Source organism: Paraburkholderia sp. EB58, from assembly GCF_050436665.1.
GTDB lineage: Bacteria > Pseudomonadota > Gammaproteobacteria > Burkholderiales > Burkholderiaceae > Paraburkholderia.
In genome coordinates, this window is record NZ_JBNDMQ010000029.1 from 1 (window position 1) to 16,355 (window position 16,355).

12 protein-coding genes and 1 pseudogene are annotated in these 16,355 nt (G+C 64.0%); 6 read left to right on the forward strand and 7 right to left on the reverse strand.

Annotated elements, in window-relative coordinates; genetic code table 11:
• Nucleotides 1-182 (reverse strand): annotated as a pseudogene (locus P3T40_RS32005) (bacteriohopanetetrol glucosamine biosynthesis glycosyltransferase HpnI); the annotation flags it as partial.
• 814 nt (nt 183-996) lie between these two features.
• Here P3T40_RS32005 and P3T40_RS32010 point away from each other — a divergent pair.
• Nucleotides 997-1,992 (forward strand): LLM class flavin-dependent oxidoreductase, encoded by a 996-nt coding sequence (locus P3T40_RS32010; protein ID WP_429271725.1) that lies wholly within the window; start codon nt 997-999, stop codon nt 1,990-1,992.
• 133 nt (nt 1,993-2,125) lie between these two features.
• Here P3T40_RS32010 and P3T40_RS32015 read toward each other — a convergent pair whose 3' ends face one another.
• Nucleotides 2,126-3,208, reverse strand: coding sequence for an alpha/beta fold hydrolase (locus P3T40_RS32015; RefSeq protein WP_429271726.1), 1,083 nt, complete (start codon nt 3,206-3,208; stop codon nt 2,126-2,128).
• A gap of 444 nt (nt 3,209-3,652) precedes the next feature.
• Between P3T40_RS32015 and glgC the strand changes: the two genes are divergently transcribed.
• From glgC to pdxY, 3 genes are all read left to right on the forward strand, one after another.
• Nucleotides 3,653-4,924 (forward strand): glucose-1-phosphate adenylyltransferase, encoded by a 1,272-nt coding sequence (gene glgC, locus P3T40_RS32020; RefSeq protein ID WP_429271727.1) that lies wholly within the window; start codon nt 3,653-3,655, stop codon nt 4,922-4,924.
• A 52-nt stretch (nt 4,925-4,976) separates the two neighbouring features.
• Entirely contained in the window at nt 4,977-6,437 is a 1,461-nt protein-coding gene (gene glgA / locus P3T40_RS32025; RefSeq protein WP_429271728.1) for a glycogen synthase GlgA, read from the forward strand.
• A gap of 346 nt (nt 6,438-6,783) precedes the next feature.
• Nucleotides 6,784-7,647, forward strand: coding sequence for a pyridoxal kinase PdxY (gene pdxY, locus P3T40_RS32030; RefSeq protein WP_429271729.1), 864 nt, complete (start codon nt 6,784-6,786; stop codon nt 7,645-7,647).
• 16 nt (nt 7,648-7,663) lie between these two features.
• Here the strand turns inward: pdxY and P3T40_RS32035 are convergent, their stop codons facing one another.
• A complete protein-coding gene (locus tag P3T40_RS32035) occupies nt 7,664-7,858 on the reverse strand; it encodes a hypothetical protein (RefSeq protein ID WP_429271730.1) in 195 nt (64 codons plus the stop codon).
• Nucleotides 7,859-8,144: 286 nt separating this feature from the next.
• Here P3T40_RS32035 and P3T40_RS32040 point away from each other — a divergent pair, with 286 nt between their 5' ends.
• Nucleotides 8,145-8,606 (forward strand): hypothetical protein, encoded by a 462-nt coding sequence (locus P3T40_RS32040; protein WP_429271731.1) that lies wholly within the window; start codon nt 8,145-8,147, stop codon nt 8,604-8,606.
• Between the two features lie 627 nt (nt 8,607-9,233).
• Complete coding sequence (locus P3T40_RS32045; protein ID WP_429271732.1) at nt 9,234-10,388, forward strand: branched-chain amino acid ABC transporter substrate-binding protein; 1,155 nt, start codon at nt 9,234-9,236, stop codon at nt 10,386-10,388.
• Between the two features lie 153 nt (nt 10,389-10,541).
• Here the strand turns inward: P3T40_RS32045 and P3T40_RS32050 are convergent, their stop codons facing one another.
• The 4 genes from P3T40_RS32050 to P3T40_RS32065 form a co-directional block, all read right to left on the reverse strand.
• Nucleotides 10,542-12,509, reverse strand: coding sequence for a DUF3857 domain-containing transglutaminase family protein (locus tag P3T40_RS32050; protein ID WP_429271733.1), 1,968 nt, complete (start codon nt 12,507-12,509; stop codon nt 10,542-10,544).
• Entirely contained in the window at nt 12,506-13,447 is a 942-nt protein-coding gene (locus P3T40_RS32055; RefSeq protein WP_429271734.1) for a helix-turn-helix transcriptional regulator, read from the reverse strand. Before P3T40_RS32055 ends, P3T40_RS32050 begins: the two co-directional genes overlap by 4 nt.
• Before the next feature lie 105 nt (nt 13,448-13,552).
• Entirely contained in the window at nt 13,553-14,941 is a 1,389-nt protein-coding gene (locus tag P3T40_RS32060; RefSeq protein WP_429271735.1) for an MFS transporter, read from the reverse strand.
• A 151-nt stretch (nt 14,942-15,092) separates the two neighbouring features.
• Nucleotides 15,093-16,304 carry an aminotransferase class I/II-fold pyridoxal phosphate-dependent enzyme gene (locus tag P3T40_RS32065; RefSeq protein WP_429271736.1) on the reverse strand — a complete coding sequence of 404 codons (1,212 nt, stop codon included), beginning with the start codon at nt 16,302-16,304 and terminating at the stop codon, nt 15,093-15,095.
• Between the last annotated feature and the right edge of the window lie 51 nt (nt 16,305-16,355).

Here is a 16,355-nt window from a genome sequence, read left to right on the forward strand (position 1 = left end):
AGACGCGGCTCGATCCCGCATAGCGGCTTGAGCACGCTCACGGAGGTCCAGCCGACGTGACATACGCCGGCACGCTTGCTGAAAAACGGCATCGCCACTGCTGCAACGCCTGCATACACCGTGGCGGCACAGCAGAACCCAACCAGCAGCCACTCCAAAACAGATAGCGAATGCACCGTCATTGGCCCCCACTCCGACTCCCCGTGGCCCGCAAACCGGCAATGACAAAACTAGTCGACAAGAGATGCACAAACACACTCGCTCGCACGATCGGAACTCCTTCTGTTGCGTCAGAACAATCGGCGTCGAATTGAGCCGCTGCCTTAAAGCAAAGCGTGCAAAGACATTCCTGTAATTTCCCGTAATATTGCGGTGGGTATATGACAGATAATCGAAAGCGTTTAGACAGAGATCAAATGGCCAATTCCAGCAGCTTACAAAAGATCAATCTGGTTGCGTTTCTGTCAGCCACCGAAAGGGCGTTGAAACTACTAGGTTAAGAGGCACCGCTGCCGCCACGGGAGCGTCAAGCTTGGTGCGCCTTTGAATGGCAATCGCACGCACATTCATGGGTCGGGAAAATTGTAGCAGCGCTGGCGCAGACTTGCTCGTTGCATTCGGTCATATGATCCGCGTTTTATTGACTCCGACAGTATCTTTTACAGCCATATAACTCTGTATTGTTAGTCTGACAATAATTGCGGCATTCCGGCAATTAATCCCCTGCGGGCGTTAACGATCTAATCAATTGGGCTAATTGCCGCACCCGGCTCGGCCTTTTGCACCTCCCGCTGGATCCGCGTTCCCTGTGCATGAGCGGGCCCGCTTCCGGGCGACGCAACACCCTGTTGCAGTTGTGGACTTGTGCAGCCCGTCAGCGCGAACGAACACGCTTTGGCACAATCCGATTTTGCCTTTGCTGTCGACGGCCTTACGGCGTGCGAGCACTTCGCTCCACGCGTTTCCGCTCGACGCAGGGCTTCGGACGAATTCGCCATGATTCCTTTTTCGGTTCTCGACCTCTCCCCCATCACCGCCGGCGCGAGCGCGGCGCAGGCTTTCGCCAATACGCTCGATCTCGCCCAGCACGCTGAAAACTGGGGTTATCGCCGCTTCTGGCTCGCCGAGCATCACAACATGACCGGCATCGCCAGCGCGGCGACCTCAGTGGTGATCGGCCATGTGGCGGGGGGCACCCGAACCATCCGCGTCGGCTCGGGCGGCGTGATGCTGCCGAATCACGCACCGCTCGTGATCGCCGAACAGTTCGGCACGCTCGCCTCGCTCTACCCCGGCCGCATCGACCTGGGCCTCGGCCGCGCGCCGGGTACGGACCAGACCACCGCGCGCGCCTTGCGCCGCGATCTGCAAGGCAGTGCGGACACGTTCCCGGACGACGTGGTCGAATTGCAGCGTTACTTCGCGGACCCAGTGCCGGGTCAACGCGTGCGCGCGGTGCCGGGCGCGGGGTTGCACGTGCCGTTGTGGCTGCTCGGCTCCTCGCTCTTCAGCGCGCAACTGGCGGCAGCGCTCGGCCTGCCGTTCGCATTCGCCTCGCACTTCGCGCCAGACCAGATGCTGACCGCGCTGCGTCTGTACCGCGCGCAGTTCCGTCCGTCGGCGGCGCTCGAGAAACCGTATGCGATGGTCGGCGTGAACCTGTTCGCGGCCGATACCAACGAGGCCGCCCTGCGTCTTTTCACGTCGCTGCAGCAGCAGTTCATCAATTTGCGACGCGGCACGCCGGGGCAATTGCAGCCGCCCGTCGACAGGGTCGAGGCGGCGGAGATGGAATTGAATGGCGTCGCGCAGTCGCTGGCGTGCTCGGTGATCGGCGATCCGGATACGGTTCGGGCGGGACTGCTATCCGTGATCGAGCAGACCGGCGCAGACGAATTGATGCTGACCGCGCAGATCTACGATCACGCTGCACGGTTGCGGTCGTTTGAAATTGCCGCGCAGGTGCGCGAAGCAATCGTCAGTGGAAAGTGAGAGGCAAGCGGGTGGTAACTAACTGGCCCGCTGCGGTAAAAGAGGCTCGCTGCGGTTCGCAGCGAGCCTCTTTTTACGAAGGCGTTCGAACACCTGATTGGGTATCTGGCGCCCGCAGATGACCCAACCCAACCTACTGATTAGCCGGCAACGCAGCCAGTCCATCAAGCAGCGCCTTGTGAAACGCCTGCGGATCCTGCATCTGCGGCGCGTGCCCCAGGTCTGCGAACTCGACGAGCGTCGCATGCGGAATCGTCCGCGCGGCGAGCCGTCCCAGTTCCGGATAGTGGCCAAGCTTCGCGCGCACGTCGGGCGGCGCGGCATCCTTGCCGATCGCCGTCGTGTCCTTCTGGCCAATCATCAGCAGCGTCGGCATCTTCAGCTCGCCTAGTTCATAGACCACCGGCTGGGTGTAGATCATGTCGTACAGCAGCGCGGAATTCCACGCCACGATCTGCTTACCCGGCCCGCGGTACATACCCGCCAGCATCTGCACCCATGGTTCGTAATCCGCGCGCCAGTGGCCCGCGTAGTAGGTCGCCTGCTCGTAGCGGCGGATGCCGTCGGCGGTCGTCTTCAACTCGCGCTCGTACCACTGGTCGACCGACAGCGACGGCACCCCTTTCGCTTTCCAGTCCTCGAGGCCGATCGGGTCGACCAGCACCAGCTGCTGCGTCTCTTGCGGATACATCAGCGCATAGCGGATCGCCAGCATGCCGCCGGTCGAATGGCCGATCAGGGTGGCGCGGCTCACGCCCAGCGATTCGAGCAGCGCATGCGTATTGCGCGCGAATTGCTGGAAGCTGTATTGGTAGTGCTCTGGTTTGCTCGATTTGCAAAAGCCGATCTGATCCGGGGCAATCACCCGGTAGCCTGCCTCGCTTAGGCGCCGGATGGTGGGCTCCCATGTGGCAGCACAAAAATTCTTGCCGTGCAGCAGCACGGCCGTGCGTCCGTTGGCATGGTCCGGCTTGATGTCCATGTAAGCCATGTGCAACGCCACGCCCTGCGACGTGAAGTCGTATTGTTCGACCGGCTCCGGGTACGTGAAACCTTGGAGTTCGGGTCCGTAAGCAGGACCCTCGCTGCCGGCGACGGCGGCACTCGCCTCGGCAGGCTCGCTGCCGGTAGCGGCATGCGCCGCGCCGCACCCGGCAGACGAGGCCAGCGCACAAGCGCACAACAGCGCAACCAGGGGATGAAGGCTGAAACTCATAGGCATGGGGTTCGGCGGACGGGTTCTGTTTCTGCACGAGTGCACGAGAATCCCGGCGGGCAGGCGCCCAACCCGCCGGGGAGCGGAGCCGCCGATTCTACGTGGGCGTCCAAAATCCTGCTGTGCGGCAGGCCCCAGTGCCTTAGGCACGCATATTGCCGCGCCCCAATTGCACAGCTATGCGCCGTGCCGCACGGACGCACCGATGGCCGGCTGCGATCTTGCGCAGGACACCGATATGTTGCGATACCTTACGATTCGTTGGGCATCCACATAATCCAGACTATTCGCGGGTGGCCATTCGGTGCTAAAAATAGCAAACAATCGTCAAGGCACCGCGACAGAAGACCGCATCTGGACCAGAATCGACAAGAAAAACAGCCAGCATAATCAATCGGGGCACACCACCAGCAACCAGGTTGCATGGGACATAGGAGACAAAGCATGGAAACTCCGGCAAGCCTCAACGATCTGCAACGCACCACTCTCGCAATCGTCCTCGCGGGCGGACGCGGCACGCGGCTCGGCCCGCTCACCAACAAGCGCGTCAAGCCGGCCGTGCACTTCGGCGGCAAGTACCGGATCATCGACTTTGCGCTGTCCAATTGCCTGAACTCCGGCATCCGCCGTATCGCGGTCGTCACGCAATACAAGGCGCATTCGCTGATCCGGCATGTCCAGCGCGGCTGGGGCTTCCTGCGTGGCGAGTTCAACGAGTTCATCGACCTGTGGCCCGCCCAGCAACGCGTCGAAGGTGCGCACTGGTATCGCGGCACGGCGGACGCGGTGTTCCAGAACCTCGACATCATCCGTTCGATCCGGCCGAAATACGTCGTGGTGCTGGCCGGCGACCACATCTACAAGATGGATTACACGCGCATGATCGCCGACCACGTCGAAAGCGGCGCGGACTGCACGGTGGGCTGTATCGAGGTACCGCGCATGGAAGCCGTGGCGTTCGGCGTGATGCACGTGGACGAGAACCGCCGCGTCACCGGCTTTGTCGAAAAGCCCGCGGACCCGCCCGCGATGCCGGGGCGCCCGGACATAGCCCTCGCCAGCATGGGCATCTACGTGTTCGATGCGGACTACCTGTATTCACTGCTCGAAGAAAATATCACCAGCGCCGACACCGATCACGACTTCGGCAAGGACATCCTGCCGCGCGTGGTCACGAAAGGCAACGCGATCGCCCATCCGTTCAGCATGTCGTGCGTATCATCGGACCCGAACGTGGAGCCCTACTGGCGCGACGTCGGCACGATCGACGCATACTGGGCCGCCAATCTGGACCTCTCCTCGACAATTCCGACGCTCGACCTCTACGACCGCGACTGGCCAATCTGGACGCACCAGCAGCAGTTGCCGCCCGCCAAGTTCGTACGCGACATGAATGGGCTGCAAGGCACGGGCACGAACCTGATCGTGTGCGGCGGCTGCGTGATCTCCGGCTCGCAGATTTCGCGCTCGGTGCTGTCGTCAAATGTGCTGGTGAATTCTTTCTGTAACATCAATGAGGCAGTCTTGTTGCCGCAGGTCACCATTGGCGCCAGTTGCCGATTGCGCCGCGTCGTGATCGACCGCGGCTGCGCCATTCCGGACGGGACGGTGATCGGCGAAGACCCCGTGCACGACGCCGAACGCTTCTACCGCACTGAAACCGGCATTGTGCTCGTGACGCCGGACGCGTTGCGAGGCCAGAAGGCGGAGCACTAGCGCGGGAGCCTGCTCACTCGAACCACCACCCGCCACAACCGGAAATCTGCCCATGACGATTCGCGCCCTGCACGTCGCAAGCGAGCTGTATCCCCTCCTGAAAACAGGCGGTCTTGCCGACGTGGCGGGCGCCCTCCCGCTGGCGCTGATCGAGCGCGGCGCGGACGTCCGGGTGCTGCTGCCGGGCTTTCCGGCGGTGATCGCGGGCCTCTCCGATCTGCGCACGGTGGCGCAGTTGGGCCGCCGTTTCGACGCGCCGCACGTGACGCTGGAGCAGGGCACGCTGCCATCCAGCGACCTCGTGGTCTACGTGATCCGCGCCGACTCTCTCTACGACCGCCCCGGCAACCCCTACCTCGACGCCGAACATGTGCCCTATGGCGACAACGCCCAGCGTTTTGCGCTGCTCGGCTGGACTGCCGCGCAGCTCGCCCAGCAGCTTGATCCGGCGTGGGCGCCGCAGATCGTCCATGCGCACGACTGGCACGCCGGCCTCGCCCCCGCCTATCTACGAGCAGCCGAGCGCCAGCATGGCAAAGCTTTCGCCCACAGCATATTCACCGTGCATAACCTCGCTTACCAGGGCATCTTCCCGGCGCATCTGTTCGGTCAGCTGGCGCTGCCGGCTGACTTCTTCAGCATGCAAGGCATTGAGTTCTACGGACAGTTGTCGTTTCTGAAAGCAGGCCTCTACTACAGCGACCGCATCACCACCGTGAGTCCCACCTACGCCCGCGAAATCCAGACACTTGCCCAGGGCGGCGGCCTCGACGGGCTCCTGCGCAACCGCACGCATGACCTGTCCGGCATCCTGAACGGCGTCGACTACACCGTCTGGAACCCGGCCACCGACACCCTGCTTGCCGAGCACTACACCGAGTCCCTGCTGTCCGGCAAGCACGCCTGCAAGAGCGCCCTGCAAAAGCGCTTCGGCCTCGCCGGCAAAAGCGACGCCTTGCTGTTTGGCGTCGTCAGCCGTCTCACTGAACAGAAGGGCCTCGACCTGCTGCTCGCGGCGCTGCCGGAGATCATCAAGCGCGGCGGGCAACTGGTGGTATTCGGTACCGGCGATACGACGCTCGAGAAAGGCTTGCAACGGGTGGCGCATGCGCACCCTGAGTCGGTGGCGGTCGAACTGGGTTTCGACGAAGCGCTGGCGCACGCCATCATCGCCGGCAGCGACGTGGTGGCGGTGCCGTCGCGCTTCGAGCCCTGCGGCCTCACGCAACTCTACGCGCTAGCCTATGGCTCGCTGCCGCTCGTGCATCGCGTGGGCGGCCTCGCGGACACGGTGGTGGACGCATCGCTGGAAAATCTGGCCGACGATCTCACGACCGGCTTCGTATTCGAGCGCTTTGAACCGGACGCGCTAGGCGCCGCGATTCGCCGCGCTTTCGCGCTGTACGCGCGCCACGCCGAGTGGAAAGCCACCCAGCGGCGCGCGATGCGCCAGGACTTCGGCTGGGGCGCCTCGGCCGAGCGCTATCTGACGCTGTACCGTGAGCTGGCCTGAACAAGCGGTCCGCAAGCGGGGGGGCGCCTCGCCACTCCGCGACCGCTCCATGATGGCTCGGCGCAACACCACGGGGACGGATCATGCCGGCCCGGTGAAAACTCATGTATTGTTGATTGCATAGGCACACCGCGCCGCTGCTGGGTTGTCCGAAACGCCAACATGGCAGCGCAAGGGTTCGCGCCAGCCTGATTGCATGACGTAGCGGCCGACGCGCCTCTCGCCGGTGCACGCGGCTTACGCCAGGCAAATCCATCCACCGAAACGGCCACTAGCGATCCTCGCGATCGCATGCGGCTCTATCGACCATTAGCGGCGCCTAACGGATAGCGCCGGCGAAGACATCATGAAAAACGTCCTGAGCATCCAGTCACATGTCGTCTTCGGGCACGCGGGCAATAGCGCCGCGGTCTTCCCGATGAGCCGTCTTGGGGTCAACGTCTGGCCGCTCAATACCGTGCAGTTCTCGAATCACACGCAGTACGGCCACTGGACCGGCAGCGCCATCGATGCTTCACAGATGCAGGATCTGGTCGAAGGCATCGGCGCGATCGGCGTGCTGCCGCGCTGCGATGCGGTGCTCTCGGGCTACCTGGGCACGCCCGACCAGGCGCAGGCCGTGATTGAAATCGTCAAGGCTGTGAAGGCGGCCAATCCGCGTGCCTGGTATTTCTGCGATCCGGTGATGGGGGCGGCCACCGGTTGCAAGGTCGAACCCGGCATCCAGGAATTTCTCGTGCGCACAATGCCCGAGGTGGCCGACGGCATGGCCCCGAATCACAGCGAATTGCAGCGTCTGGTCGGGCGGGAGATCGAAACAGTAGAGGAAGCGGTCGCCGCCTGCCACGAGATCATCCGCCGCGGGCCGAAGATTGTGCTGGTCAAGCACCTGCTCGACCGCAACAGCCCCGCCGACCGCTTCAACATGTTGGTGGTCACGCCGACCGAGGCGTGGATGGGACAACGGCCGCTCTACCCGTTCGCCCGGCAGCCGGTCGGTGTCGGCGATCTGACGAGCGCGGCGTTCGTCGCCCGCAGGCTGCTTGGCGACTCGATCCGGGTGGCCTTCGAACATACGCTCGCCGCCGTGAATGCGGTCGTCAAGGCGACCTGGCAAGCCGGCCGCTATGAGCTGGAACTGGTCGCCGCGCAGGATGAAATTGCGCAGCCGCGCGAGTGGTTCGACGCGTGGACCATCGATTCGGTATAGCGCCAGCGCTACGCGCTTACAGGGCCGCCTTGGCCCAACCTACCGGTTGCAATGGCTGCGCCGGCTGCGTATCCAGTGCGTGATGGCCGGCGATCTCAGCCAGCACCTGGGCGCTCGTTAGCCCTGCTGCCTGCGCAATCGACGGTGCCACGCTCACCACGCCCGCTACACACAGCGCGAGCGCAACGAGGGAAAACCAGACTCCCTTCATTGTATTTCTCCACATTGATCAGACGAATAAGCCGCCCGATTCCCTGATCGGAACAGCCGGGGCGAGTTTAACGATCCGTGCGCCCTGGCGCATCCCCCTTAGACGGAAAACACTATTCGCGCTTCGGTAGACAATCCAATAGCGATGCACCTGCGCGGGGCAAGCGGCGCTGCTCGCCCGCCGCTCAGGTCGCTGACGCTCGCTTGTCAGCCGCTCGTCCTATAATGCGTGCCGCGTGGTGCACGCAACCCTTTTCAAGCACCCGCTACAGGCAAACGAGGTACAGATGGACGGTCATATCCGCAGCGAGCGGGAAGAATATTTCGAAGAGTTGTGCATCAGCGTCGACGCCGACGAAGCGCACGAACAGGAAGCGATCGAGTATTTCGAGAACCAGTTCGGCGAGGCGGATTTCGATCCGACGCAGTGGCTCGACATCGCGCTCTACTACTCGCCGGCGGTGGCACGCGGCATCATCGAACTGGTCACGGCCGACGACCGCGCCCGCAGCAACATCGCCGAAGTGATCGCGGACAATCTCGACATCTCTTACGGCGAAGACGAGTGCCAGCAGTTTGCTGAGACCATCCAGTTCGCGCTTGCCAACGGCGTGCCGGTGGATCTCGATCTGGTGCTCGACGGCTGCCAGCGCGCCATCGACGATCTCGAGACCTGGGCCGACGACGACACCAAGGAACCGCTCATGCGTTTGCGCGAAGAAGTGCTGCGCCTGCAAGGCGAGCAGTAAGCGGCGCTCACCCGCCTGGGCACTTCCACGCCCAGGCATTCCCGCACGTCCACGCTTCTGCCGTTCGACGTTTCACCCCTCCGGCGCAACCGCGCCACCCGCCTTGCGTGTGCCGGCATCCGCACCCGCCAGCTGCTCGATACACGCCCGTCGCCCGCCCTGTCCAGGGCCTATGCTGAAATCCTCATCCAAAGCGCCGCGAACTGCCAAGACGGGCTCAAATTGGCTTTCTATATTTCGGCCACATTGATGGACACATTGATGGACACATTGATGGACACATTGACGGACACATTGAGGCACGCAGGACCGGTGGCACGCGAGTTGTCAAGCAATGCCTGGCACTACGTTCACCAGGTCTTGTCCTCACTACCGCTGTCACTGTGTTTTCCATCATTCTTTCTGGCGTACGATCATCCGTACTCTGAAACAGTCTGACCTTTGAAGGAGACCACGCCGCACGCATCGAGCCTCAAGCCAGTTTTCATCGCACATTCTGACCGGCTCGCGCCTTCGCGTTTCTCAGCGCGCGGCGCGCTGCTTCAGCGTGACAGCCGTACCCGGCCGCAGATGCCGGTTGCCGTGACCGATATTCATAATTTGAACCTGTCGCTGGAAGGAGAGACCATGAGCTTTAGCAAGACGCTGAAACCCCTCGTTGTGGTACTGGGCGCAATCCTCGCAGTCGCACCGCTGTCCGGCTTCGCGGACGACCTGCCGGTGAAGATCGGCTTCGCGGCGCCGCTCACGGGCGTCAACGCCGGTTACGGCAAAGACCTCCAGAACGGCGTGCAGCTCGCCCTCGACGAAGCCAACGCACAAAAGATCAAGATCGGCAATCAGGTTGCCAACTTCCAGATCGTCGCCGAGGATGATCAGGCCGACCCGCGCGTCGGCGTGCAGGCGGCGCAAAAACTGGTGGACTCCGGCGTGTCGGTGGTGGTGGGCCACTTCAACTCGGGTACGACGATTCCCGCGTCGCAACTCTATGAAACGGCCGGCATTCCGGTCATCGACCCGGCGGCCACCAACCCGATCATCACCGGGCGCGGTTTTGCGAACACCTTCATGGTGATCTCCACGGACGCGCAAAACGCCGGCAATGCGGGCGTCTACGCGGTCGAGGTGACCAAGGCCAAGCGCATTGCGATCCTGGACGACCGCACCGCGTTCGGCCAGGGCGAGGCCGACGAGTTCGAGAAGGCGGTGAAGGCGCACGGCGGCAATATCGTCGCGCATGAATACACCAACAACCAGGCGGTCGACTTCAGCACGCAGCTCACCGCGATCAAGGCCACCAATGCGGATCTGATCTTCTTCGGCGGCCTCGATACGCAGGCAGCAGGCGTCGCCAAGCGGATGAAGCAGCTCGGCCTCACGGCGCAACTGGTTGGCGGCGGCGGCGTCATGGATCCGGAGTTCATCAAGCTGGCAGGCGATGCAGCCGATGGCGCAATGGCATGGGAATACGGCCGGCCGCTCTCACAGTTGCCGGGCGGCAAGGACTTCTCAGAGAAGTTCAAGAAGCGCTTTGGCGTGGATATCCTGTCGTATGCGCCGTTCGGCTACGACGCGGCATGGGCGGCGATCAAGGCCATGCAGCAGGCCAAGTCCACAACGCCCGCGGCGTATCGCCCGGTGCTGAAGGCGATCAGCTTCGACGGCGTGACCGGTCCGATCGCCTTCGATCCGAACGGCTCGCTGAAGAACGCCGGCTCGACGCTGTATCAGGTCAAGAACGGTACGTGGGTGCCGATTGTGACCAAGGGTGGCGGGAGCTAAGCGTTGCGATGCGTTAAGACTTGAAGGATGGGACAGCCGGCAACACGCCGGCTGAACCAGCGGGCAGTCCAGCGCAAGGTCCTTGCGTCCTTGCGCTGGCACTCCCCGGACTGCGGCTGGCGCGGGCGCGCATCTAATCTATCTCGGCAAGCACTATCCGTTGGACATGGTCGGCGCTTTGATCCGGCCGGGCTGCGCGAAACGGTAAGTCACGGGCGTCGCCCGCACCACCACCTGCGATGACGCATCGCGCTCAATCCTCACCAGCGACGCCTGCACTTCATTGAACATGTCCGCCGAGCAGACCTGGTGGGCGAACTTCGTATGCAAGCGGCGCGTGATCTGCAGGACCCGGGTGGACGGATCAAACACGTAGTGCGAGGCGTAATCGAAGAAGTCGTCCTCCACGCTCGCGTCGGCCGGCAGATCGGTCACGCGCACCGTATCGGGCAACGTGATCTGCGCGGTTTCGTCGAAGTCACCACCTACACAGACCCACGGTTGCGTGCGTTGCGGCTCGGCCAGCCACGTCTGCACCTGGCTGGCAATGCCGCCCGCGAAACTTGTGAGGGCGGGTAGCGCGGTGGTGCCGTCGGTCCACGTGAAGTGCTCCAGCGTTCCCTGAATCGTGGTGGCGAACGGTCCTTCGGTGGTCGAGACGTCGCTGGTGCGCAGTAGCGAGCTGCCGTGCAAGCCCGTCTGCAACAGCCGGCTCGCGGCAATCTGCTGGGCGCGCTGATGAGTGGCGCGGCGGAACACGTTGCGCTCGAGTTCGGCCGTCGCACCCGAGTCTTCCACCCGGTACGCGTACGACCCTGCCCCGGTGTCGTTCACGTCGATCTGCAAGCGCACCGAGCGGGCCCGCGGCTGGACGGCCGGCGTGCGCGACATGACCCCGTCATCGACCAGCAGAACCGGCCGGTCCATTACGACGAGCGGCAGATAGCCGAACGCGATGCCGCCCGCGGTCGTATCCGCATAGAGCGAGAACTGCGGAATCCAGACGATCGCATGATTGATCGCGCTGTCGCCATAGCCCGGCACGTCCGGCAAAGTGTAGTAAGGCCCGAGATTCAACAGCACCGCTTCGCTATGGATGCCCACGGCCGCCAGCAATGCGCTGTACAGCGCGACGTGATCCTTGCAGTCGCCATAGCGGTTGTGCAGGATATCGATGGCCCTGTGCGGCACCGCCGCGGTCTCTCCGAGAAAGAGCGCCACGTAGCGTACATTCAGACGCATCCAGTCGTACAGGATGCGGGCCTTTTCGCGCGGATCGTTGGTCCCGGCCGTCAGTGACTGCGCAAGCTGAACGATGGCCGGATCGCTTATGGTGGCATCGGTGGCGGGGGCCTTGTAGCGCGCGGCGAAAGTGGCGTAGTCCGGCACTGTCGAGACCATCAGCCGGTCGCCCCACGTCTCGTAGCCCACCGCGCCGGACTCGATGGGCGTATACGGCCCGTGCCGGTAGTCGAACTCATAGCGGGTGCGGCCCTTCTCCGTGACCGGCGGCAATTCCACGTAACCGCGTGCGTCGGCATAGAGCGGTACGTCGGCGGGCAAGTCGAAGATCAGCCGCTGCAGCTCGACCGGATCGCGCGTCGGTTCGACCAGGTAGGCGAAGGTGCCGGCCTGCAGCGGCTTCGTGCGCGTCTTGCGAAACGCCAGATGTACCCGCGAGCCCGGCTCGACGCCCGGGAAAATCACCGTGCGCAATACGCCGTCCTCGAAGGTCGGCGCGCCGGCCGAACGCGGCTCCTGCACGTCGCGGATGCCGTCCGGGCCGACCGGACGCACGGTGCCATCTGGGTCGATCGTTTCGGCGGCGAGCAATTGCACATGCTCGATATCCTTGTTGAACCAGACGTAGCGCTGCGCGATGTCGTCGACACCGCTCGTCGTATTCGCACGCAGGACCGTGTCGTCGTGTTCCTCGACCGAGCCGTCCTTCTGGATCACGAAGTAATGGACATCACTTTCGATGGTGGATGGGGCTATGTCGTCGCTCGCGGTGGGGGCGGCTGCTTGTGCTGCGGACGCGACGAACGCCGCTGACGCGAGGCACGCGCCGCAGATCACCCATGCCAAAGCGGCGCCCCTGCGCCGTATGGAGCGCCTCATGCTGTGTGCGCCCTCACCCGCGCACGGGAAACGCCCCTGGTGCGGGATCGCCATGCACGTGGACTTACATCGAACTCCTGACGAAACGCGTAATTGAAATTCGACAGGTCGTTAAAACCGCAGGCGAGCGCAATATCGACGATCCTGGACGTGTCGCCGGCCACCTGCAAGGCAGCGGTGCGCAAGCGCGCGCGCAGCAGGTATTGATGCGGCGTCACGCCCGTCACACGCTGGAAAGTGCGCAGAAAATGGAACTCGCTCAACCCCGCGGCGCGCGCAAGACTGCCCAGGGTATGAGCATCTTGCGGCGCTTCGTCTATCAGATGGACGGTTTGCGCGACGCGCGACCACGCGGCGGCGCTTTCTGCGCGGGTGGGTTGAGTGAGTGCGCCGGCCGCCTTCAGCGTCGTAGCGGCCAGTTCGACGGCGAGTTCGTTCCAGGCGGAGTCGGATTGGCGGCTCATCCGATCGGTCTGCGCCACATCCGTACAGGCACGCGCGATCAAAGGCGTCAGCGACCGCAACGGTGGGATCCGTGCGTGGCGGAACGCCAGCGTGCCAGCTGCGACACCCGCGTCCGCCGCCAGTCGTTCAAAGTACGCCGCCGCGTAATGGAACGCGAGGCAGCGATCCCCCGCCCCATGCCGATGTCCACATTCGAAGCAAGTGCCGGAGTTACCGAGCATCAGCGCGCCCGGCGTCAACAAGGCATCCCCGGCAGCGCAGCGATAGCCGAACGTGCCCGCGACCACCATCGCAATGCACACGCCGCCGTGCTGCTCTTCGAATGGATGGTCGCGTGGGCCGTGCGTGCACAGCACGTCGGCGACCGTCCAGCCGTTGCCCCCGGCAAGCGGGCGCGCGAGCATACGGCCAGCCGCGCCTTCGAGCGCGCGTTGCGCGAGCGCCTGCTGCAAATCTGCGGAGATGTTCCCCACGATGACACCTCGTCCCGGTCGGTATTGTGTTTGTAGCACATCGGTGGCCGCTGCGTTCCAGTCAAGAGGCGGCGCGCTCGTCACGAAGGCGTGAACCGCCGCTCCTCACCGCGCCCGCAGTTCCGCTCCTTCGTCATGGGCCAGCTTCGTAAAGAAGAACAACGAGCAAAACGTCAGTACGCCGACTACCGCAAACGCCGGCGAAAAATCACGCGCTGTCAGATGCGCCGCGCTGCCGCCATGCAGATGCGCGGTCAACGCCAGCAACGACGCGGCGAACGCGACGCCGATGCTGATCGACAGTTGCTGCGCCATGCTCGAGAGCGCCGTCGCCCGGCTCATCATCGGCTTGGGCATATCCGAGTAACCGAGCGTGTTGAGCGTCACCATGCCGAGCGAATTGAACAGGCCGCCGAACAGCAGCACCACAAAGATCAGCAGATGCGGCGTAGTCGGCTGAAACAGTCCGTACCCCGCATAGAAGCATCCGGTGAGCGACGTTGCGCCGATCAGCAGCGTGCGAAAGCCGATGCGACGGATCGCCTGCTGCATCACCGCACGCACGCTAAGCGAACCGACCGCCGTCGCCACGCTCAGCGAGCCGGATTGCAGCGGCGACAAGCCGAAGCCGAGCTGCAGCATCAACGGCATCAGGAACGGCGATGCGCCAATCGCGATACGCAACGGCATGCCGCCCACCACGGCGGTCCGATATGCCTTGTAGCGCAGCAGGCCGGGATCGATGATGGCGTCATCATGGCGGCGGCTATAGCGCCAGTAAGCGAGGATCGACAGCAGGCCGAATCCGGCCAGCGCAAAGGTGACTTCCTGCGGCACCAGTCCGCGGCCTGCCGTATCGAGACCGCCGACGAGCCCGACCAGCCCGGTCGAAAGCAGAATGAAACCGGCGAGATCGAAACGCTGGTAAATGGGTTCGTGGGTATCGTCGATGAAGCTCATCGCCATCAGGACGCCCAGTACGCCGAAGGGGATGTTCAGCAGAAAGATCCAGCGCCATGAGGTGATCGTCACCACCAGGCCGCCGAGCAAGGGACCAGCCAGCCGCCCGATGGCACCCGGGACGGTGAACCAGACCATCGCCGCGACCATCCGCGCGGGCGGCACGCTGCGCAGCAGGATCAGGCGCCCGACCGGCACCATCATCGCGCCGCCCATTCCCTGCAAGACGCGGAAGATCACCAGTTGGGGCATCGATTGAGCGAGGCCGCACAGCGCCGAGCCGAGCGAGAACAGCGCGATCGCCGTGCAAAACACCCGGCGTGCGCCGAAGCGGTCCGCCAGCCAGCCGCTCGCCGGCAGGAACACCGCGAGGCTCAGCAGATAGGAGGTGATCGCCAGATTCAGGTGCAGCGTCTGGACCTGCAGCGAGCGGGCAATCGACGGCAGCGCCGTCGCCATGATCGACGTGTCGAGGTTTTGCAGGAACAGCGGACAGGCGACGATAAGGGGAATAAGTCGGGAGCGATCGGTCATGCGTTCCCTTTTACCGCAAATGCGCGGCGCCCGCAAAACTCGGCGGACGCACAACGGGGCGGGCCGCAGTTGGCTCACATGCCGCCCTCACCTGCTCCCCCGCACGCGGTCTCGCGTCTGCTGCCGCCAAGTTCGTCTACTTCGCCCGCCTTCAGCCCTCCTCCAGCGCCCGGCGCAGCGACAGCGTGATCCCCTGCGCCGCAAGCCGCACTTCATCGAGCGCCGGAAAGGTCGGCGCGATCCGCAGATGCCGGTCGTCCGGGTCGCGCCCATACGGATAAGCCGCACCCGCCGGCGTCAGCACGAGTCCCGCCGCGGCAGCCAGCGCCACGGTGCGCTTCGCGAACCCCGTCGGAGTGTAGAGGCTGATGAAGTAGCCGCCCGCCGGAGCGTTCCACGTCACGCCCGGTAGATCACCGAACTGCTCATCGAAGGCCGCCGCGACCGCCGCGAATTTCGGGCTCACCACCGCACGGTGACGCTCCATCAGCCGCTCGAGCCCCGCACGGTCGCGCAGGAAACGCACGTGGCGCAACTGGTTCAGCTTGTCCGGCCCGATCGTGCGCACCGATACGCGCTGCTGCCACCAGTCCACGTTGCGGCGCGAGCCGGCCAGAAACGCCATGGCACCGCCGCCGATCGTCACCTTCGAGAGCGACGCGAACACCAGCGCCCGGTCCTCGTGCCCGGCGGCAGCGCACGCGTCAAGCACGTTGAGCGTGGTGTGCCGCTGCTCCGTCAGATGGTGAAAACGGTAAGCATCGTCCCAGAACAGCCGGAAGTCCGGCGCCGCAGCCGGCATCGCAGCGAGACGCCTTACCACCTCGTCCGAGTAGATCGTGCCGCTCGGGTTGCTATAGAGCGGCACGCACCAGATGCCCTTGATAGCCGGATCGTTTGCTACCTGCGTTTCCACGAAGTCCATGTCCGGACCGTCGTCGTTCAACGGCACGTTGATCATGCGGATGCCGAGCGCCGCGCAGATCGCGAAGTGCCGGTCGTAACCGGGCACCGGGCAGAGAAAAGCAATATCGTCGTGTTTGCGCCACGCGTCGCCACCCGGCACACCGAACAGCATCGCAAACGCCAGTGCGTCATGCATCAGTTCGAGGCTCGAATTGCCGGCTGCCACCACCTGATCCGCCGGCACATCGAGCAGCGCCGCGCCGAACTCGCGCGCTTCGGGCAGACCTAGAAGGTGACCATAGTTGCGGCAGTCGATGCCGTCACGCGACAGAAAGCCGGCCGTCCCCGCCTCGTCGAGCAGTGCGCGCGAGAGGTCGAGTTGCTCGGGCGCGGGCTTGCCGCGCGACATGTCGAGGCGCATGCCCAGTTGCTTGAAGTCGTCGTAGGTCATTGGCATCGCGGTGGTCTCCGGTCTATGTGTGGTGCAAAGGTTTGAGAAGCGGCAGAA

Coding starts and splice junctions, on each gene's coding strand:
- P3T40_RS32040 (WP_429271731.1), top strand. CDS start 8,145: ATGGACGGTCATATCCGCAGCGAGCGGGAAGAATATTTCGAAGAGTTG.
- glgC (WP_429271727.1), top strand. CDS start 3,653: ATGGAAACTCCGGCAAGCCTCAACGATCTGCAACGCACCACTCTCGCA.
- pdxY (WP_429271729.1), top strand. CDS start 6,784: ATGAAAAACGTCCTGAGCATCCAGTCACATGTCGTCTTCGGGCACGCG.
- P3T40_RS32045 (WP_429271732.1), top strand. CDS start 9,234: ATGAGCTTTAGCAAGACGCTGAAACCCCTCGTTGTGGTACTGGGCGCA.
- glgA (WP_429271728.1), top strand. CDS start 4,977: ATGACGATTCGCGCCCTGCACGTCGCAAGCGAGCTGTATCCCCTCCTG.
- P3T40_RS32065 (WP_429271736.1), bottom strand. CDS start 16,304: ATGCCAATGACCTACGACGACTTCAAGCAACTGGGCATGCGCCTCGAC.
- P3T40_RS32010 (WP_429271725.1), top strand. CDS start 997: ATGATTCCTTTTTCGGTTCTCGACCTCTCCCCCATCACCGCCGGCGCG.
- P3T40_RS32015 (WP_429271726.1), bottom strand. CDS start 3,208: ATGAGTTTCAGCCTTCATCCCCTGGTTGCGCTGTTGTGCGCTTGTGCG.
- P3T40_RS32050 (WP_429271733.1), bottom strand. CDS start 12,509: ATGAGGCGCTCCATACGGCGCAGGGGCGCCGCTTTGGCATGGGTGATC.
- P3T40_RS32060 (WP_429271735.1), bottom strand. CDS start 14,941: ATGACCGATCGCTCCCGACTTATTCCCCTTATCGTCGCCTGTCCGCTG.
- P3T40_RS32035 (WP_429271730.1), bottom strand. CDS start 7,858: ATGAAGGGAGTCTGGTTTTCCCTCGTTGCGCTCGCGCTGTGTGTAGCG.